Here is a 20,186-nt window from a genome sequence, read left to right as displayed (position 1 = left end):
TCAAAAGATAATGAGCGTAATAATGGTAGCACCCCTAATCTGGCGGGCCTTCTGAGGATCTGTTGCAACTTTTAGCCATTGACGTTCTCGGAGTTAGCAAGTGAGTAATTGTCGGTCGTATCAATTCGAAAGCAAGTTCATGATTTCTTCCAGATCACGGCACGACACCAAATAACGCAGGTAAAGGAAAACGGCGTGCAATATTATTTCCTTTGGAAAATGCGCGCCCTTGAATGACATCGTCACAGTTTGACTTTTCCGAAATCCGCCGCGCCACTTTCACGAGGACCAACCTCGAACAGAGGGTCTCAAAGCTTGCGACAGAGCCTTTATGGTCGTTGAGGGTCGATCCTGTCTGCCCCCTCCGGCAGGATACGCCCGATTAGAAACTCGTTGTTCGAAAATACTGTGGTGACGCAATCCGCTGCGGCCATACCTGACCGAAGCCGGATTACGGCGTAATCCGCGCGCAGCGCAGTGTTCTTGGTACATTCCCCGTCAAAGAATGCGCGACGTGCCTGCAATAGCTGATACCAGCGCACTACATCAGGTTTGCTGGTTGGAATGTATTTGAAATTTACGACAAACCCTCGCCCACTCAATCGTTCCATCCCGCCGGGAAACGGATCGCCCTCCAGAATTGATCCTCCTGCAATTGCCTCCTGCACCACGATTGCCGCATTCGGTGCCGTGTTGGTGCGGATCCATGATAGAATATCGCGTTCGGAGGCGCTGAGAGCGGCTTCGAGCCTGATATGTGGGGGATACCGCGTGACGATTTGCGCCAGACTGCCCAAGGCCTGGGGCAGTAAGAGCAACAAAACTGCGGTGCAGGTTGCCAGAGCGAGCCGCGGTCGCTGGTCCTGCTCGACCAGTTCCGACAGCATATGCGCCAAAGCCAGAAGCGACATCAGACAGATTAGCCCGGCAGGACGCAGCAGATAGAAGGGTGCCAGCAAGTAGCGGCCATCGTCCAGCATGTAGATAACAAGCGCCAGAAGGACATATACATTCAGCCCGATCAACCAGATCAGCAAAGCCCGGTCCCTGAACCGGTCGCGTAGCATTACGAGCGCAATCAAAAGCGCCAAATGCACGCATGCACCGGGCAGCCAGGCTTTGAGGAAATGGCGGATGCCATCGAGAAGGGGAGCAACATGGAAGTGCGCTGAAAGTTCTGTGTAGATCGCGTTTAGCGAGCGATCGAGGCCCGAGGTATCGACCTCCACCCCGATCCGCTCCCGAATCAAGACAAAGAATAACGGTAGGATCAGCAGGAAGAATCCGATCGCGAGACGTGCGGATTGCCACATGCGACCTGTTTTCAGAAGGTGCAGCAGAACCAGTGTCACAGCCCAGAAACCACCGACCAGAAAATGCATGTAGGTTGCCACTGCCAACGCGATCATAGCCATTATCCAGCGGCCGTTCAGCGCTGAGGTGATCGCGAGGAATACCGCAGCGTAGGCAAAGACCTTCGCCTCTATTGTGTCGAACATCCATTCATTGCCAAGAATACCTTGAGCGCTTTGACAAAATATCAGGAGTGAGAGAGCCAGTTCGGCCACCCGCAATCCGAAATCGCGTGCGATGGCGGCAACCCCCAAGGCAGAGAGCAACCAGAGTGTCAGTGCGAAGATCGTCTTAGCGGCTTCAAAGCCTGCCAGTGTGATAACGTTGCCGATCAGCAAAAAGCTGACGATGCGTCCCTTTGAATCGTCGAAAACCGCATGGCTGTCTGTGAATGCGTCGGGTTGCGCAAATCTATAGGAGAGATCGAAATAGTTGATCTCGTTACCCGACCATTGCACTGGCCACATAAATGGACCGATGACTGCGATTGCGGTTAGAGCAAGTAACCAATAGCTACGGCTCGTTGCAATGTCGCCGACCTGCCCCAGCGCTCCTTTCATCAGCCCCCCCATAGCACAGGTTGCCATTGCAGTTGCAATTGATATCCGCATTCATCTTCCTATGCGCATGCGGTCGCGGTTTGGTGAGATATAACATGGTGCTGTAAATTTTTTGAAATATTTATATAGCTTTGAACGCTGGAGGTGATTTTGGGAGGCGTGGTTTGGTGTTTCGCACCCTGAAAACTGGACCGTTTGAAGCTGGAGTTTTCCGCTAAGCTTCCCAAACTGGGATAGGAGCGGAATCGCATGAAGGCATCAAAGTCCACGGGGATGCAATAGGCGTTCATCCTGAAGCAGGGCGAGTAAGATCGCTGTTTCATCAAGAGGCTCACCTGGTCGATGTTGGATGTCAAAGCCTTCGTATCATCCGCAGTAAAATCAACGAGCCTGGAACGGGGGCGCAGCGACCTCCAGATGCTCCAACACATCTACTTGCAAGCGAAAGGAAAAGGTGGTGCTCCGCCGGTGCGGCTCATTGACGGATTTTATAACATTCCACGGTAGATCGAATTTGTAACACAACCACCTTATCCTGTCATACTCTTCAATAGGAAGTCGGGGGTGATTTTAGAAATCCGTATTTTCTATAATTGTCCTCGGAACAGTTTTGCTCTTGGAGGCAAACTCCACGCCGGGATAAGGGTCCCGCGTCTTTCTTAACCAGCAGGCGTGTGTCCGTCGTCAGGGATTTTGGGACAGATGGCGACGTGAGCTATGAGAAGATCGTGTCGCAGTATTTCTATGTCTTCTATGCGCCTGACAAACTGTCGGCGGAGCAATTTGAAAACATTGGAAACTTCTCACTCAATTCGATTAAAATGCTGGAATCCCGGGTTCAGGAAATCCTGCTTAGTGTGATTATGGTGAACGAGTATATGGACAAAGATTTCAGTGCAGCAATGGAACGCTTTAGCACAGAACTTCTGCCGCAACCTTCCTAGGATGCCGAAGGCAGACGCCTCGCGGGCCTTGATGCGCCATGTGGGTTCCCTCTCTGTCGACGATACCTTTGACGTATTACGCACCTGCCATATGATGGCTGTGTTTCAACATGGCTCAGCCTCGTACCATATCAGATCAACGGTGCTGAATCTGCAATCGATTTGGTAAAACCTTTCCGGGTGGCGGGTTTGTGTGACGTCCGCATGTGCCCCGGACAAGGGGGTAAGGGGTTTCGTCTATGGCCTATGTTTCAGGGCAACCAGAGCAGGAGGTGGATATTGCAACCGGACGTTCCACCCGGCCACTACGCGTTCTGCAATTGGGACCTGCGTTCGAACGAGGTGGAATTCAGCGCCATATTCTGGACCTGACGAGTTATCTGCGGGATCGAGGGCATCATGTCGAACTGGGTGGACCGCCCGGTCCATGGGGCCGGGAAGGGCGCGATGTCGGGTTTCATGCGTTGGACCTGAAACGTGTATCGGAAGACGAGGGTCTCAGTATGATGAGACGGCTAGGAGCCGCCGTGGGCTGTGCGCAAAAACTGCGAAAGATTGTCGCCCGCGGCCGTTTCGACCTTGTTCATTCTCACGAAACCGCCCCCGCACTTGTCGCCCGGCTGGCGCTTGCCGGCCAGCCGACCCGCCGCCTTTTCACCTTTCATGGTTCAACGCCCGAACGGTATGGCGGGGTGGCGCGCAGTGCTCAGTTCGCAGCTCATGTCACTGCTTGCCCCAGCCATAAAACCCTTGATGCATTGATCGATCGTGGCCTGCCGCGGGCGCGCACAGCCCAGCTTGGGCTTGGTGTGCCACCGCCACCGGATCAGGATCCCGCTGCAGTTCTGGCGCTGAGACAGGAACTTTTGCGCGACGAGAAAGGTGTGTTGATTTTCAGCCCGGCCCGGCTGGATCCGCAAAAGGGTATCGACCTGATGATCGATGTGCTGGCCCGGCTGGTGAAGGTGCGCCGCGATATCGTGCTCGCGCTGGCAGGTCATGGTCCTTTGGAAGATGTGATTTCGGGTTGGATTGCCTCGGCGGGGGTGAGTGAAAATATCCGGGTTCTGGGGCCGATCGATACCGTCCCCCTGCATATGGCCGCCGCGGATTTCATGCTGCTCACGTCCCGTTGGGAGGCGCTGCCGATTTCAATCGTCGAGGCCTTTCACGCCGGTTTGCCCGTGATAGCGACCGATTGCGGCGGTGTGAGTGAACTTGTGTCTGAACAGGTTGGGCGGCTTTGCCCGGTTGGCGATGCCGAAGGGCTGACTGCTGCTGTGCTGGAGCTTGCGGGGAACGAGGAACTGCGCCGGGAACTGGGGTCCAACGCTCGTGCACTGGCACGTGAGGACCGTTTCGACCCAACCCATGTGCATGAACGGATCGAACAGATTTATCGGCAGATGCTGGATGGGGTGGCCTGACAGAGTGCAGGAAGTAGAAACAATAAGGGAATATTTTGTATATTATCGAGTATTTGGGCTGCTTTGAGGTGAAACCGCCTGCATCCGAGCCTTGTGTCAGTATGCGCCCCGGATACGGTGGGGTGCGAAAGAAGGACCGGCACCTGCATGCGCCGCGTCCAGGCCGACGATTTTGCCGGGTGCCTGACCTGAACCGAGTGGACTGGAGAAGCCCATGAAACAGCCTTCCCCCGCGCTTGACCGCAACGATCTGGCAATACTCCTGTTCATTCTTCTTCTTGCCGCAGTCCTCAGAAGCGCCGGGCTGAACGCGCCCCTGTGGTATGACGAAATCCGGACCGTCGATACGCATGTCAGCCTTCCGTGGAATGAGATGATGCGCGAATATTCGATGAACCATCATTACTTTTTCAGCATGAAGGCAAAGCTGGTTTCCCAGATCTTCGGAGATCAGGCCTGGGCATACCGGTTTCCGGCCGTCCTGTTCGGCGTCGGTCTTGTCGGGGTAATCTGGTGGCTGGCAAAAGAGGTTGCAGACAGCACGATTGCGCATGTTTCTGCCTTGCTGGTGGCCCTGTCCTATCATCAGGTCTGGTTCTCTCAGAACGCGCGCGGATATACCGAGCTTGCATTCTGGAGCACGCTTGGCTTCATTTTCTTTCTGCGGGGGATGCGCCAGCCAGCGACCGGCACCTGGGTTGCATTCGGCTTTACCGCCGCGGCCGCTGTTTTCACGCATCTGACCGGTGCATTTTTCTTTGTTGCACTGGGTCTCATCTGGCTGCTTTCCCTTGTGACCGGGTTCGGCCGGGGCACTTTGACCCGCGAATGGGTGCTGCATCCGCTGGTGGGTGTTGCGGTTGCGCTGGTTCTGGTCCTGCTTGCATATCTGCCGATCTTGCCAAGCATAGCGGGCACGGTGAGCGAGGTTTCGGCGACATCCGCCGTGGACCCCATGCAGGAATACCAGAACCCGCTCTGGACAATTGTCGAAGGTTTGCGGACCGCGGTTGGGGATACCGGCCCGCTGATGTTGTTCATCGCGATCGGTGGGCTGGCCGTCATCGTCTTCGGTGCCGTGGGGGCGCATGCGGTGCAGCCGTTGTTTTTCCCGTCCATCGCCATGCATATCGCCGTGACGCTACTGCTTCTGCTGTCGCTTGAGATGCGGATCTGGCCGAGGTTCTTTTTCGTCGATATCGGGCTGATCATTATTCTGGCCGTTGTGGGGTGTCGATACGGTGCTGATGCGGTGGCACGGTGGGCTCAACAGCCCCGGTTTGGATCGCCGCTCTTTGCGTTGGGCGTTCTGGCGATGATCGTGGTGTCCGTGTTCTTGGTGCAGCGGAACTATTCTGCTCCGAAACAGGATCTGGCGGGGGCTTTTGCGCTTGTTGAAGAAACCCGCAGCCCGTCAGAACGGGTATATGCGATCAACCCGGGCGGCCCCCTTTTCGAAGACCACTTCGACGCCGACTGGGGAACCATCGGGGATGCGCAGGACTATTCCGAGGCCATGGCCCAACCTGGCCCTGTGGCGCTGGTTGTTCTGTTCCCAGACCGGATGTTCCGTGCCATTCCTGATCTGCAACGTGATGCGGAAGGGCGGCTGGAACGCGTGCACGCGTTTGCCGGGACGCTGGGGGACGGGCAGGTTCTTGTCTACCGGCGCAGATGAGGCCGAGGGATCAGGATGAATGACCGTCCAGGGGCTCAAACCCCAGGCTGCTTTCGACAATGTAAAGCGGGCGTTTCTGAGCCTCTGCATAAAGCCGCCCCAGATATTCCCCGATGACGCCCAGCACGACAAGTTGCAGGCCACCGATCAACAGCACTGCAACCATCAATGAGGCATAGCCGGGTACATCCACCCCGTAGACAAGGGTGCGTGAGATCAGGAAAACACCATAGATGATCGCGGCCAACGCAGTCAGCATGCCGACATAGCCCGCAATCCTGAGAGGTACGGTGCTGAACCCGGTAATACCGTCCAGCGCAAAGTTCCAAAGGCGCCAGTAGTTGAATTTGGTCTGCCCCGCCGCACGCTCGGGGCGGTCATACGCCACCTCGGTGTGCCGAAACCCGACCCAGGCAAAAAGGCCCTTCATAAAGCGGTTGTGCTCGCGCAGCTGCCCTACAGCCTGAACCACGCGCCGGTCCATAAGGCGGAAATCGCCGGTATTGGCGGGTATCGGTACGCCTGAGAGCCGGTTGATGACCTGATAGAACTTCCGCGCTGTCCAGCGTTTCATCGCGGTATCGCTGTCGCGGTGGCGCCGGACGGCATAGACGACATCGAATCCTTCGCGCCATTTCTCCAGAAATGTCTCGATCAGTTCGGGCGGATCCTGCAAATCCGCGTCTATCGGAACAACGGCTTCACCCGCAGCTGCATCAAGCCCCGCCGTCAATGCGATTTCCTTGCCGAAGTTACGCGAAAAGTTCAGTACCTTGATACGATCATCGCGCTCATGCGCGGCAGCCAGAAGCTTGGCAGTTGCGTCTGTGCTGCCATCGTTCACGCAGATGATCTCGTAGCTTTCCCCAAGCTGATCGAGGAATTGCCCCAAACGTTCGAACAGGGCCGGCAGAACCTCTTCTTCATTGAACATGGGCACGATGATGCTGAGCGTCGGAGCGCTTTGGTCCAAGGCTTTTTCCCGGGACGGAATTGTGGGGGTACTCATGTTTAAATTTACCATAACGCGTAGCCTTTCCCGTGCGTCCGGGGATAAGTGACCATGGTTTTGCCTTGGGCTCAAAAAGTTCTGTGTGCGTGCGTATTTTTTCGAATTTCAGTGTCTTTTCACAGTCACTAAGCACCTCACGCCGTGCATTGGTGATGACAAAGTTTTTAGTTTGGCGTCATTTGGCCAGTCAGGCGCACGCCTTATTCTAGGTTGCCGGATGGATTCTCTATCGCGCCAAGTGTCAGCTTTTCGGACCAGGTGACTGCACCATCCCCGTTCACCATTGATACTTCGATCTCATTTGGTACCTCTCCGTTCCAACCTGCGGTATAGAAACACCCGCCATGTATGGTGTGGCCATGGTCTTGGATTGCGCTGCGAACGGTTGGCATCGCGGTGCTTGTAACGTCAATTCTGTCCCCTCGAAGGGGGGACGCACAGATCTCCGAGAGCCGCAGAACTGCTTTTGGCGTGACGCAGATACGACCGATTTCGGGCTTGTCGCTGTCAGCGCACATGAGGTTGCCGGAAAAGCCGGAGCTTTGCGACAGGCAGACATAGGCGGCACCATGATGCAGATAGACGGAATTTTCGGCTGGGAAGGCCTCGCAGGCCAGCGGTCCTTCATACAGCCCGCCCTCGGCGTACCAGTCCAGGTCATACATGTCCTTGAAGATGCCCGGGCGGGAGTTGCCAGCGTGAAATACGGTCCAGCCAATCATGTCCCCCCAAGCCAGATCGGGGTAATCTGTATGGCCGACGATGCGGAATGGCGCGCCGTCATACCCTTCCAGCTCCGCGAGCCGTGTCATGATTTGTTCGGCAAGCGTCTCATCACGGTCCCCCATTTCGGACTGATCGCTCCAGACGAAAGGCGCCATGAAGGCGTATGTGAGTGCAACGATCAGGGGCAGGCCCAGAATGACCGGTGCCGTGAACCCTCTTGCCCGTATTTCGGCATCAACGGCCAGGTAGAACACCGCAGCCAGTAAGCCGACATAGGCTACGGCCCGCGACGGTATCCACTGCCCATCGTAGGAGAACCAAATCAGCAAAGGCAGCAAGAGAATACCGGTCATGCCAATCAGGATGCGCAGGGCATGCACCCAATTGTGCGGGTTCCGTACAAGGACAGAAATGCTCAGCCCAACGCCCAGCAAGAACCCAATTCCGATATAGGCGCTGTTCAGGGTCTTGATTTCCCAGGGTATTCTTTGTAGCGACCCCCGCCAGATTTGGCCAAGCAATTGAAGGGCTGTTTCAAGCTTGCCCTGCAACTCGTGGAGAGAGGGCATCGCGATACGGTTGGTCGTGGGGACATGATCATGCAACTGGGCAGCCAGATGGGCCTGCGCAAAATAGACCAGAAGGCCAAGACATGATCCAATTGCCGACAGCAGGATGAATGTGCCCACATCTGTGGTCTTGTATCGGTCGGTTCGGATCATCGAGACAAACAGGATCACGGCGCCAAACGGGACGAAAGGCTGATAGAGTGCTGCACAAAGCGCGATGCATTGCGCACCGATCAAAAGCCAGATCACCCGCGCGCCAAACGCATGAAGGATGCCGCGTTCAAAACATTTGAAACCGGCAACGGAAAGCAGCAACGCCAGTGGGAACGCAAACACGTGGCTCGAAAAAGTAAGGGCGTTGATCATGTAGATGTGATGAACGCCAAGCGTGAAAATCAAAAAGGTCGCGAAGGGCCGGGTGTCACGATCGCCGGACTGCCGCGCCAGAATCCACGACAGCAGAAGGAAAACGCCTGCCGCTAGTCCAGTCTGCAAAACGGGCAGAAAACGTTCCTGGAGAACATGGACATACAGCACCTCCATCGCCCAGCGACCTTCCTCGGTCGTCCAGTTAAGAGGCATCCCGCCCTCGGGTGCACCATGGACCTGACGCCAGTCATCGGGGTTTCTGCCATCCCTGATCAGGCCCGGTGCGGTTGTGAGTGCATAAATGAGCAGGCTGGCGGAAATCGCATGCGGCCAGCGGAACCTAGTCGAGAGGATATGTGCGGGTCGTGCAATGCTCATGCTATACATTTCCCACAAGAAACGTGCACACAGCTGTCTCTGACCCGGTCAAAAATACTCTTTCAACCTGCGGGCGCGCTTCATGTTGGATGGCAGCGACACGATGTTTCGTACCAGCCTGGCTGCGGCACGCATCCCCGGAATGGCCTTGAGCGCCGAGAGCCCTTTGGATGTTTTCAGAAGAGCTTCGTAGGTCTGATTGTCCGCATGCCTGAAGTCTTTGGCATGCAGGTCCTTGCCAGCGTTTTCTGTGGGCGCCGATGCGACCGAGGTCGCCTTGCGGTTCACGTCAAAGACGACAAAAGACTCAAAGAAGCTAATCCCCCAGGCACGCTTTTCCGAGGTGTCAGGCGTCAGCCGCGAGAACCGATGGTTGATACGGTCCACCATGTTCATGGCATATTTGATGAAGGAACGGTGCCTGAGGCCGAACCCTTCCATGTAAGAGGTATGCGTGTCTTCGACCACAAGCATCCCGCCATCCTTGATGTGTGGCAACAGGCATTCCGTCGTAATGATCTGTTGTTCATAGGTGTGGCCGCCATCATCCAGAACGATGTCGATATCACCGACTTCCCTTACGATTTTTTCAAGGAAATCCGGATCGCTCTGGCTGCCGATGAAAATCTCGAACCCTTCCTGTTCCCAGCGCTTTGCATCGGGGTTCAGTTCAACGCCGATGATGCGGGCCTGAGGGCCAAAGAATTCCCGCCACATGAAAAGAGATCCACCACCCAGAACGCCGATCTCAACAAACGTGATATCCTTTCCGATGTAAGGAGAAAAAAGTTTGTCATACACATCGAAGTAAGTGGAATGCTTACTGCTTTTGTATGGGCTGTTCATATAGGCCTGATAACTTTTCGACTCTAACATCTCTACGTCCTCGGATCTCAACTTGTCATGCGCTCCACCTGTCGAAGCGGGTATTCATAAACTGGGGCGTCAATTCCATTACTTCGTCTGTTTGGCTGTTTTGTGGCTCCGCTCTTTCCACAGCCTCCGGTCTTGCTGGTTTCCTGTCAAACGCCGTGGGCCCGGTCTGGGGCACTTACTTGCGCGTTATGATGATGGCATAGGAAGAATAAACCGCCCATTGGTGCCGGGCGCACAGGCGCGCCAGCCCGTTATCCAGCTGCCGCAGGCCGAAAATCTTATCATAGTAATGGTGCCCGTAATATTCATGTACTTCGATGCTCGAAAACCCGACATCCGCCAACGCCTTTCGCATGTACGGGGTCGAGCCGCGACACAGTGAGTAATAGGCGGGGAATTTGCCGGTATTCTGGCCATCAAAGCGCCGGGGCTGCAACAGTTGAACCGCCTTGCGTGTCAGTTGTTCGGGAAACAACCAGTTGATCAGGAACGGCGAGGCGAAAATGGTCGGCACCAAGTGAACAGCAACGCCACCATCCGCCAGAAGGTGATGCATGTTTTTGTGGAACTGCTTGCCGTCGGGCATATGCTCGCCACAAAACTTGGACATGATCAGATCGAACCTCTGATCCACATGGCTGACATCGCCGCAGGCGTTGATCTGAAGGGTGTCGAACTCATCGGAAACATGGGAAAGTTCTTCGGCACTTATGTCACTGATCGTGAAGGATGTGACATGATCGGGCAGTGTCTTGTCGCCGGTCGATCGGCTGGTCGTGCCACCGATTTCCATGATCCGGGCCGGTTTTTCATCTGTTATGATGTTCCAGACCGTATCCAGATAATCCTGTCTGCAATCCGTGTGCCAGCGTATTTCTGACTGTACCATTTACTCTCCCAAAAAAACCGTAACCTTGCGCGGCGTTCGAAACGGGGCCAATCGCGATAAAAAGACTTTTTGCAATACGCCTTTTAAGGCAGTGACATGGCTGTTTGACCAATCTTTAGATGAATGCTGGCAGCATTCAAAGAACGTATGCACCCAAGTTTACATGACTGGCAATGCCAGGGGGCGGAATAGATATGGGCGGGTCCGAATTTTCGGTACCCGCCCATGCAGCGGTAATCAATAGGCTGTATTTTCAGCGATCTTTGCCGTTACGCGAACAAATCGGAATACGGCTCGACAAACGGGGTCTCGTCACCGATCGCAAAGGTGTCGACGCTATCACCAACGTACCAATCCCTTTCCCGACCGCCGGCGAAATCGAAATCCGTATTGGTTTCGTCCAGGACAACGGCACCATCGACCAGAACCTGAAGGCGATCGGTGTCCTGATCGACCATCAGAGTGACCTGATGTGTTTCACCGTCGCTCAGATCGACATCCGTGATCTTGAAGCCGTCGCGGAACCCACCATCATTGTTGTCGACTTTTGCGACCAGATGCCCTTTCTTGTTCAGCTTCAGGCCGAAATTCGAGTGGTTCCACACAAGCCGCTCGGCTGTTGTGTCGCCTTCTTCCCGCGTCACGTCGATTGAGAAGCTGACCTGCTCAGCGTCAGAAATCCCGTCCAAGTGCCCGATGTTCCCCCGACTGTCCTGATTGGTGATGTCGATCACCGACATTTCGTCTTGTGAGCTGTCAGCAAGGACAAGTTCGGAGTCGGTGTCAGGCTGCTCTGAACCCGTGTCGGGTTGTTCCGAGCCTGTATCAGGTTGCACGGCGCTTGTATCGCCTTCGGCCTGCGTCGCGTCGACCGGGGAGGAGACTTTGCTGATGTCAGAAATTCCGTCCTGGTACTCAACGCTCTCCGGGCTGTCCTGATGGGTTATGTCGATCATCAGTTCGCCCTGCGGTTCGCCACTAATAGGCTCGGACCCGGTGTCGGGCTGTTCAGACCCGGTATCAGGTTGCTCGGACCCAGTGTCGGGCTGTTGGACTCCGCTGTCCGGAGACGTGGTGCCACTGTCGGGGGACGTGGAGCCGCTGTCCGGGGACGTGGTGCCGCCCTGCTGCGGAGTGGTGGAGCCCGAGGCGCCATACGAATGGGCCGAACCGGCGTTCAGTGTGTCAGCCAGGCTGCCTGGGATGACGACATACTGGTTGTAACCATTCCCCTGCGCCGTTGCCTGATAGGTGAAGTTCTGGTCGTACTCACCGGGCTGGATCAGGGCGTTGTTGCTGACGTTCCAGTCGGATTGCCCGTTATACCCTACGATCTGAGATGTAATGTTCTGATCGATGGTGACGTTTGTGGAACCAGAGGAAACGTTGATCACCGGAATCTCGATCCCGCCGGTCAGCGTCTTTTCGTCCACGTGCAGAACCGAATTCTGGGTGATCGTAAGCCCATCCACACCATAAAGGGAAATGCCGTGGAAGTGGCCATTATAGATCGTGTTCCCTTCGATCAGCACGTTGTGGTGGATCACATTGGGATCGTTGATATCCTTGCCGTCACCACCAGCCCAGATGGTTTGGGTAAAGTCCCCGTTCCCCATGTCGAACACGTTGTTGCGGATGGTGATGTTGTCACTGCCGCTGCCGTTGGCGCGCTGAATCTGGATCATGTCGCGGTGATCGCCGGACCCGGCTGCGCCGCCGAAATCGTGAATATAGTTATTCTCGACCAGAATGTTGTCGACATTGTCGAAGACCAGACCGTCGGACCGTATCGTGTGGATATCACTGCCGGTAACGCTGACCCCATTGGAGTTCACGGCAATGACTGCTTTCCACCACTTCAAGAACTCGGTGTTGTCGATAGTGACATTGGTCGAACCGCTGATTGTCAGGCCTGTTCCATAACCGGTGCCGTCCGCGGATGTGCCTGTGCCGCTGGCAACGTCGCCATCGAAGATCGAGTTTTTGAACGCGATGTTCTGGCTGTCATAGACACTGAACGGACTTTGGAAATGGTAGTCGCCACTATTGTAAGTGTAGTCGAACTTGATGCCGTCGAATGTGACGTTCGATGATTGCTTGACGTGAATACCGGAAAAGCTGGCTTGCGCATTCGGATCCGCGGATTGGATCGTCACATTCGATGCGAAATTCGTGTAGTGGAGGTTGAGCTGACCGTAATCGCCCGCCGCAAGCAGTATGGTTTCCCCACCTGTCGCCTGAGACAAGGCCTGGTTCAGCTCTGCCGCAGAGGTTACCGTGATTGTCGTCGACATATTTCACCTTCTGTTTCATAGGCGCTGTGAGTGGCAGCGCACGAGTTCCCGCACACCCAGGACGGATGGAACAGCCGCCCGAGGGCGGCAGAGTGGCCGAAATATGGCTATGTTTGGAAATTGTTGCCTGTATCGGGACAATTCTGCCCCTGTGCGTTTATTTCCGAGTGAACTCGATACTCGATACCGGGAATTGTTCCACTTCCCTTAGCGGTTGCCTATGGTTTGGCGAATTGATTCCCGTAGGGCAACAATGGCCACAAAATAGCCATCATTCAGGCATGTCCTTGCGTATGGGCGATAGGCATCGGCAATGAATTGCCCGGTGCCGTAAGGGAAACCTGGGCGTTGCAAGGGCTATTCGGACGTGCCATGGCGCCAGACGGGCAAGCAGGCGCGATAGACAGTGGAACCCGCCTTGCCTACACTTTCCTGCAAGTGTGGTTATCAGAAAGGTGCGTTATGGCCGGGTCCCGGATTCTCGTCTTGGCAGGGGCGCTACTGCTCATGTTGGGTTTTGATGTGGCGGCCCAGCCCCCCTGTCAGGGGCGAGACGTGCGAACGCACCTTCCCGCAACTCAGACCAAGGGGCAGCCGGTCGCGAATGCCGCCGATCTTGGCGCAGCCCTGCAAAATGCCCGGGGCGGGGAAATCTTTCTTCTGGCGCCGGGGAATTATGGAACCCTTAGGATGAACACGGCATACCGGTCACCCGTGGTGATCCGGTCCGCCGATCCTGCCGCACCGGCCTGCTTTACCCGTCTGGTTCTGGAAGGAGCCAGGAATGTGCATCTGGATGGTGTCTATTTCGATTACACCTACAATGGGGGCGATCGGCATTTCATTGCCTATTTCGTCATCCTGAACAGTACGGACATTGTGATATCGAATTCCGTGTTCGACGGTGGGACTGCAAGGGGAACAGGGTCCGAGGCGGACGGGTACAGTATCGGGATCGGCCTGAAAATCGAGCGGGGCGGGAACCTGACCCTTTCAGGCAACGAATTTCGCAGATGGTGGACAGCAGTTCTGTCCGTGCAGTCGCGGCAGTTTGTCTTTACGGGCAACAACATTCACACGATCCGGTCCGATGGGGTTGACGTCGATGCTGCGGATGGCCTGAGAATCGAGCGGAACCGGTTTCACGATTTTGGCGGTGCGGCTGGATCTCAGGATCACCGCGACATGATCCAGATTATGCGGGTATCGCCCCGGGGATCTTCGGACATCGTCATCCGTGACAATATATTCGACATGGCCGGTGGCGATTTCACACAGACCATCTGGGCTGGCGGAGACGGCAAGGACCTCGGCAACCCAGTCATGCGACACCGCAATGTGCTGGTTGAAAACAACATGATCTACAATGGTCATATTCACGGCATTTCGATCCATGGCTCGGACAATATCTCGATCAGAAAGAACTCGGTGATCCATGTGCCCGGCGGTCATTCGGTTCCGGTCATCAACATTTCTCCGGATTCGACCTCGGTGGTCATTGAGCAGAATGCGGTGGCCAATGTCATCGGGCACGAGAACCAGCGCGATTGGGTTGTGCTCAACAATGCGTTGATTCAAGATCAGACCCCCTCTCAGGGTGGGCATTATGACAGCCAGTTCATCTATTACGCGCAAGGCAGGAAAGACGGATACAACGAATACGGCGTGCGCCCCGGCAGCCAGCTTGATCGCCTGAATGCGGGGTCCAGCTTGTCGCAATCCTACCCCTCGCGATGAGGACATTGCGGGCAATGTTGTGGAAAAGTGATTGGCTTCGGGCGCGCGGCCAGAATACTGACAATATGTTGGTGCAATCTGTAATATGTTATCCGTTTAAAGGCAGGAATTTTAGATGACAGCCGTTTTGTCAGCGAAAGCCAGCGCCCCGGCGACAAAGCCGGTCGTTCTCGCCTTGCTCATTGTCTCCTTCGCGATGCCGTTCTATTTCCACTTGGGGGGGCTCAAGCTCAGCGGGTATCGGGTGATCCTGCTGCTGTTCATGTTTCCTGCGATCATCGGATGGCTGAGCGGCAAGGCCGGAAAGATCAGGGCCGTTGATATTCTGGCGATCATGTTCAGCTTTTGGTCGGCCCTGTCCATTTCTGTCAATAATGGTTTGGCGCAAATGTGGCAGTTCATCGGGATGTTCATGATCGAAACCCTGGTGCCCTATTTTATTGCCCGAACCTATATCCGGAACCTGGAATCGTTTCGGTACTTCGTGAAATGCCTGTTTCTGCTTATCCTCATTTTGCTGCCCTTTGCCTTGTTCGAATCCTTTACGGGCAAGACCCCGCTGTTGAACCTGTTCGGCAAGGTTCTAAGCGTTTATCAGAAATGGATTTTCGAACCTCGGCTTGGGTTGCTGCGGGCGCAGACAACGATGCCGCATCCCATCCTGTTCGGCGTGTTCTGCGCGCCGGCCTTCGCGCTGACCTGGTATGTGCTGGGATGGCATAAATCGTTCTTCAAGAAGGTTGGCCTGACCTCGGTAGTAGGGGGGGCGGTGTTCTTTTCCCTTTCATCGGGTGCGTTTCTGAATGTCGTCATTCAGTTGGCGTTGATGGGATGGAACTGGATTTTTAGTTTCCTCAAGAAGAAATGGAAAGTTCTGCTGAGCATATTCTGCGTTCTGTATTTCATTGCCGAGATTGGCTCGAACCGGAGTATGTTCCAGATTTTTGCAACCCATTTCACGCTGACCCCCGGTACGGCATGGGCCCGCATCCATACGTTCAATTTCGCATCCGACGATATTCTGCGAAACCCGATCTTCGGTATCGGCCTGAATGACTGGACGCGCCCCCACTGGATGGTACTGCTGAGCAGCGTCGACAATTTCTGGCTGGTGGTCACATTGCGACATGGTTTTCCGGCCCTGTTCCTTCTTGTAGGCGCGATGATTGTCACGTTCTTTAAGCTTGGCAGCAGAAATCTGACCGGGGCAATGGCGGATGCGCGCCTTGGATATCTGATTTCGCTTCTGGGCCTTTGTGTATCTGCGGTGACCGTCCATCTTTGGGATGCCACGTTCTGTTTTTTGATGTTCCTGCTGGGTGCGGGGGTCTGGTTTTTGGATGCGGATGACGGGTCCGGTCAGGATGGGGACCAGGCCCAGGCCGAGGAAGGAGGGCGGAAGATGCGGTATACCCGGTTTCCCAAGGCCCTGCCCGGAGAACTGTCTACCGGGCGTGTCGCACGCGCCCGCTAACCTGTGGTCGTCCAGCGCCGACGGGTCATGCCCAATGCGCGCCGAAAGCGGCGCGCGAGCGGCATGTGACCCGACAAGATCGCCTTCAAATCCTGATCGCTCATATCCTCGCGCAGCGATGTGCGGGGGCGTATAAATGCGTTTTTGCGCCAGATGCCTCCGTCGCTTGACCAAGCCGTAGTGTAGCCCGCATCGCGCAGCGCACGTAACACCCGTGTATCGTAGCGGCCAAAGGGAATGCCCGCTTCGACCACCGGGCAGCCGCATATCATTTCCAACTGCGCGCGGGATTCGCTGAGTTCTCGGATCAGAGCAGCGTCATCCAGTGTCGGCCAGGCAAGATGGTCAATTCCATGGCTGCCGATTGTCATATCCGCATTCTGCAAGCGACGCAGATGGTCTGCATCCAGTGATCCGGCCTGTCCGATCCGTCCGGTCAGAACAAAAAACCGGGCCCGCAGGCCTCGGGTAACAAGTGCTGGCAGGGCGATGTCATGATCAGAAAGATTGCTGTCATCGAAGGTGATGGTGAACCGGCTCGGATTGGGGGCCGCAGCGATCCGGTCCAGAACCCGCTCAAACTTGCCAACGGACAGCCAGTAGGGGGCCTCGCCCGGTTCCAGAGAGCGTTTTGGTGTTCCGATGCCGTGAAAGTTGATACCGATGGGCTTTGTCATGAGCGCAGCTTCTTCAGGCGGGCGTGAATGGTTTCGGCGATGCTGATCAGGGCAGAGCTTGCGCCGGCAGGGCGGAACTCGTACGGGCCCGCTGCGCGCAGCTCTGTGCCGCCCGTGCGCAGCTTGTAACGTGTGACGGAAGGGTTGGCTTCAGGATCTATCCCGCCCAGGTCGAAATACTTCAGGCCCAGGTCGCGACAGCGCAGCATGGAATGCCACATCAGATAATGCCCGGCATTCAGGCGCCGCCCGGTGTCCAGAGTGGCCCCGAACAGATAGACGGCATTGGACCCAGCCCGTCCCAGCGTCATCGCGGCAATGTCGGCCCCGTCCTTGCGGGCAAACAGAACCTCATGGGCAAAATCAGCCCCCTCAAGGCCATAATAGAATTCTGGCGGGATATCCGGCCGAAAGCCTTTGGCTGCCTGAACCTCGGTATACATCGGATGAAACCGGTCGGCTGCCTGTGCAATCGGCACGATATCCAGATCAAGGCCGGCTTTCAGCGCATTGCGCAGGGGGTTGCGCCATTTTCCGTGCAGGGCACGCATCAGTGTATCTTCGTCCTGGGTACAATCCACGACCACGGTTCGATAGGTCGGGGATCGATCGGTGGGCAAAAACGCTTCGCTACGGGCCAGCTGATCCAACAATGCAACATCATGCCAGGGTGTGGCCGGAAACCGCAGGCGCAGGATATGCCCGCTCTCCTGAGCATACGTACGCAGTGCGGACAGCACGGCACGCAGTGTTGCAGCGTCGGGATCAGGCCGATCGACATGCAGCACCAGCGGTCCGGCGGCAAGCCATGCAATGCCACGCCGCAGGCCAGGAACATGTTTGATGCGCAGACATGCGGCGGCAACAGGCTGCCCGTCCGGGGTGGTGAGCATCAGGAACTGTACGTCTGCCCCGATCCGGCGGGCCGCCGCGCGGGCATAGGTCAGGCTGTGTTCAAGGGTCAGGTCGCGGAACGACGCGCTGAGGGCGGGCCACTTTTCTTCAGGCAGAACCCGTGCAGAGAACTGATATGCGATCATATCCGCCTCATATTCTTGTTTTGATCCAGCTGGACCACAGCGATTTGTTTTTCAGCGGGATCACGGCCCTCAGCCGGGGTGCAGCCCTCCCGAACCAGAGCCTGTAATAGACCAGGTGCAACACACGCGCCCAACCAAGGCAGAGCTTCAGCAAGACAGGGGATATTCCTGATCGCCGTGAGACGATCAGGCGATGAGTGGGCACCGATTCACCGCCATAGACCAGCTTGTAACCATATGCGCCAATCCCGGCTTCGATCCGCGTCACGCCTGCGGCGATCAGCTGTTCGATCATCTGAACCAGGCCGATTTTGCCAAGGCTGAGGCGTTCCAGTTCCGGATCGGTCGATCTGGCGGGCAATCGCCAATGGCAGGTCTGTCCCGCGACCAGACAGAATTGAGTGGCAAGGGGGCCGTTTCGACCATGTTGTTCGACGAACCAGGTTTCCTGCCCCTGCTGGGTGGCGTCTGCCAGATCGCAGTAGAAGGCGGCGCTGCCGGGCCAATCCGCGAAATGGCCTCCTTTTCCAACCTCCTGCCATTGCCGGTTGTGGAAGGCGACGAAATCCCCGAACTGATGCGCATCAGGATGGACCATCCGCGTTGTCAGGCCGTGGTCATTCTGTAGATGTTTCAGATCCCGTCGATACTGACTCCGCCGTTTCTTGGACAGGTTGGCAAGATAGCCCTCAAACGTATCGGGCAGTTCAAAAACCGTATGGGTGCCAGCCGGCGTGTCGGTCAGCGCCAGCCCCGGTGCCACCCCATTGCGGATGGCTGCCAGCATGGTGCCGCGTTCCGAGGCGGGGGTGAAACTGACCAGATGCGCCCGGCCATCGCCGAGAAGGCCGTTCAGGGCCTCGGCGCAGCTGTTCTTTAGCGCGGTTTCCGTGGCGGCCAGTTGGAAAATCACCGTGTTGGGATCGGTTGCGGCCAATTTGGCGATACGGACCCTCACAGGCCCCAGCCAAACTGGATAGATCATGAACGGCAGCAAGGCGACCAGCTGCCCCTGAGCGTCATATGCCACAAGGGTCCGGAGCGTTTTACCGCGCCCGAAATGAGCCCACCAGGTCAGGACCCAGACCGGAGCGGCATAGATATCCGCGCCGGTCTGTCGGGCCAGAGCGGCCCACGCATCGGTCATGCGTTCAAGGCCGGTGACCCCATCAACCCATTTGAATGTCAGCCGGACGTCTGTGTCGGTCACTCTGTCGGCTCCTGGCTGGTCAGGTGATAGCGCAGCGAGGCCCGGGCCAGACGCCGCCGCGCGGCAGCTTCTTCCCGCTGATTTGCGACCGACATGACAAAGCGCAATACGGATGACCCCACAAACACCATCCGGCCGCGGAACAGGCCCCAAAGGCCATAATGTTTGCGCAGATAGATCATCTTGCTTTTCTGCATCTGTACGTACATCCGCGAGCGGATCTGGGCGGTGCTTTTGCCGCCTCCCTCAAGGTGCAGGATGCGCGCTTCGGGGGTGAACACGCATTTCCAGCCTGCATCGCGGATGCGACGGCACCAGTCGGCCTCTTCCGAGTAGACGAAGAATGCCTCGTCCAGAAGACCCACGGCCTCGAAGACGCGACGGGGCACCAGCATGAACATGCCCGAGACGACGTCGACCTCGCGTTGCGAACGCCGATCCCAGTCTCCGTACTCGGCGCGGGCCAGAAGCGGATTGCGCCGAGACAGGCGGTGCAGCCCAAACTCGATCAGCGCCAGGTTTCCCGGACCCGGGTCGGCAAAACAGGTGCGCTGAATGGTGGTTTCATCTTCCAGGACCTGACATCCAGCGCAGCCGACATCCGGGTGCTGATCCAGCCAGTCCAGCATGGTATCGATCGCACCATCCAGAATGATGGTATCGGGATTGAGCAACAGCAGATTGTCACCCCGTGCGATTTCCAGACCCTGATTGTTAGCCGCGGCAAATCCCCGGTTCGCGTCATTGGCGATCAAGCGAACATCAGGGAATTCGTCACGGACAAGATCGACGGATCCGTCGCTTGATGCATTGTCGACGACGATGACCTCATGCGGCTTCCGGGTCTGCCGGGAAATGGATATCAGGCAGTCCCGAAGAATGTCCCGGGTATTCCAGTTCACGATGACAATGGAAACAGCGCATTCGCTCTGCGTGCCGTGTGACGGTGAAGTCATGAAACCCTGTTCTCGTT

General features: G+C 56.4%; 15 protein-coding genes and 1 pseudogene. 5 read left to right on the top strand and 11 right to left on the bottom strand.

Annotated elements, in window-relative coordinates; translation table 11 throughout:
• Nucleotides 1–138: 138 nt before the first annotated feature.
• Both ACR0I0_RS18580 and ACR0I0_RS18575 read right to left on the bottom strand, forming a co-directional pair.
• Nucleotides 139–246 (bottom strand): annotated as a pseudogene (locus ACR0I0_RS18580) (IS6 family transposase); the annotation flags it as partial.
• Nucleotides 247–329: 83 nt separating this feature from the next.
• On the bottom strand, nt 330–1,964 hold the full coding sequence (locus ACR0I0_RS18575; RefSeq protein ID WP_480492490.1) for a hypothetical protein: 1,635 nt from the start codon (nt 1,962–1,964) through the stop codon (nt 330–332).
• Nucleotides 1,965–2,623: 659 nt separating this feature from the next.
• Here ACR0I0_RS18575 and ACR0I0_RS18570 point away from each other — a divergent pair.
• From ACR0I0_RS18570 to ACR0I0_RS18560, 3 genes are all read left to right on the top strand, one after another.
• A complete protein-coding gene (locus tag ACR0I0_RS18570) occupies nt 2,624–2,857 on the top strand; it encodes a hypothetical protein (protein WP_480492489.1) in 234 nt (77 codons plus the stop codon).
• A 239-nt stretch (nt 2,858–3,096) separates the two neighbouring features.
• The gene (locus ACR0I0_RS18565) at nt 3,097–4,284 is read left to right on the top strand and encodes a glycosyltransferase family 4 protein (RefSeq protein ID WP_171637864.1); all 1,188 of its coding nucleotides are present in this window, start codon (nt 3,097–3,099) and stop codon (nt 4,282–4,284) included.
• A 214-nt stretch (nt 4,285–4,498) separates the two neighbouring features.
• Nucleotides 4,499–5,962 (top strand): glycosyltransferase family 39 protein, encoded by a 1,464-nt coding sequence (locus tag ACR0I0_RS18560; RefSeq protein ID WP_171637866.1) that lies wholly within the window; start codon nt 4,499–4,501, stop codon nt 5,960–5,962.
• A gap of 10 nt (nt 5,963–5,972) precedes the next feature.
• Here ACR0I0_RS18560 and ACR0I0_RS18555 read toward each other — a convergent pair whose 3' ends face one another.
• The 5 genes from ACR0I0_RS18555 to ACR0I0_RS18535 form a co-directional block, all read right to left on the bottom strand.
• A complete protein-coding gene (locus ACR0I0_RS18555; RefSeq protein ID WP_480492488.1) occupies nt 5,973–6,971 on the bottom strand; it encodes a glycosyltransferase family 2 protein in 999 nt (332 codons plus the stop codon).
• A 203-nt stretch (nt 6,972–7,174) separates the two neighbouring features.
• A complete protein-coding gene (locus ACR0I0_RS18550; protein WP_171637870.1) occupies nt 7,175–9,016 on the bottom strand; it encodes a glucosyltransferase domain-containing protein in 1,842 nt (613 codons plus the stop codon).
• 48 nt (nt 9,017–9,064) lie between these two features.
• Complete coding sequence (locus ACR0I0_RS18545; RefSeq protein ID WP_209835505.1) at nt 9,065–9,892, bottom strand: class I SAM-dependent methyltransferase; 828 nt, start codon at nt 9,890–9,892, stop codon at nt 9,065–9,067.
• A gap of 175 nt (nt 9,893–10,067) precedes the next feature.
• Nucleotides 10,068–10,781, bottom strand: a complete 714-nt coding sequence (locus ACR0I0_RS18540; RefSeq protein WP_171637872.1) for a class I SAM-dependent methyltransferase — start codon at nt 10,779–10,781, stop codon at nt 10,068–10,070.
• 269 nt (nt 10,782–11,050) lie between these two features.
• Nucleotides 11,051–13,075 carry a right-handed parallel beta-helix repeat-containing protein gene (locus tag ACR0I0_RS18535; RefSeq protein WP_209835504.1) on the bottom strand — a complete coding sequence of 675 codons (2,025 nt, stop codon included), beginning with the start codon at nt 13,073–13,075 and terminating at the stop codon, nt 11,051–11,053.
• 555 nt (nt 13,076–13,630) lie between these two features.
• On the opposite strand from ACR0I0_RS18535, the gene ACR0I0_RS18530 reads away from it, so the two are divergent.
• Together ACR0I0_RS18530 and ACR0I0_RS18525 are read left to right on the top strand one after the other, a co-directional pair.
• The gene (locus tag ACR0I0_RS18530; protein WP_480492487.1) at nt 13,631–14,812 is read left to right on the top strand and encodes a right-handed parallel beta-helix repeat-containing protein; all 1,182 of its coding nucleotides are present in this window, start codon (nt 13,631–13,633) and stop codon (nt 14,810–14,812) included.
• 115 nt (nt 14,813–14,927) lie between these two features.
• Complete coding sequence (locus ACR0I0_RS18525) at nt 14,928–16,286, top strand: O-antigen ligase family protein (protein ID WP_171637877.1); 1,359 nt, start codon at nt 14,928–14,930, stop codon at nt 16,284–16,286.
• On the opposite strand, the gene ACR0I0_RS18520 is transcribed toward ACR0I0_RS18525, so the two are convergent.
• The 4 genes from ACR0I0_RS18520 to ACR0I0_RS18505 are packed head-to-tail and all read right to left on the bottom strand — an operon-like array spanning nt 16,283 to nt 20,169.
• Nucleotides 16,283–16,963: a polysaccharide deacetylase family protein gene (locus ACR0I0_RS18520; RefSeq protein ID WP_171637879.1), complete on the bottom strand. Its 681-nt coding sequence runs from the start codon at nt 16,961–16,963 to the stop codon at nt 16,283–16,285. The two genes, ACR0I0_RS18525 and ACR0I0_RS18520, sit on opposite strands and share 4 nt — an antisense overlap.
• Complete coding sequence (locus ACR0I0_RS18515; RefSeq protein ID WP_171637881.1) at nt 16,960–18,003, bottom strand: lipid II:glycine glycyltransferase FemX; 1,044 nt, start codon at nt 18,001–18,003, stop codon at nt 16,960–16,962. Before ACR0I0_RS18515 ends, ACR0I0_RS18520 begins: the two co-directional genes overlap by 4 nt.
• 7 nt (nt 18,004–18,010) lie before the next feature.
• Nucleotides 18,011–19,213 carry a GNAT family N-acetyltransferase gene (locus ACR0I0_RS18510; protein WP_480492486.1) on the bottom strand — a complete coding sequence of 401 codons (1,203 nt, stop codon included), beginning with the start codon at nt 19,211–19,213 and terminating at the stop codon, nt 18,011–18,013.
• A complete protein-coding gene (locus tag ACR0I0_RS18505) occupies nt 19,210–20,169 on the bottom strand; it encodes a glycosyltransferase family 2 protein (RefSeq protein ID WP_209835499.1) in 960 nt (319 codons plus the stop codon). Before ACR0I0_RS18505 ends, ACR0I0_RS18510 begins: the two co-directional genes overlap by 4 nt.
• Nucleotides 20,170–20,186 lie beyond the last annotated feature (17 nt).

It is taken from the genome of Ruegeria sp. AG6 (genome assembly GCF_056541565.1).
Note: the sequence above shows the minus strand (reverse complement) of the source record. Positions and strands in the feature narration are given on the sequence as shown.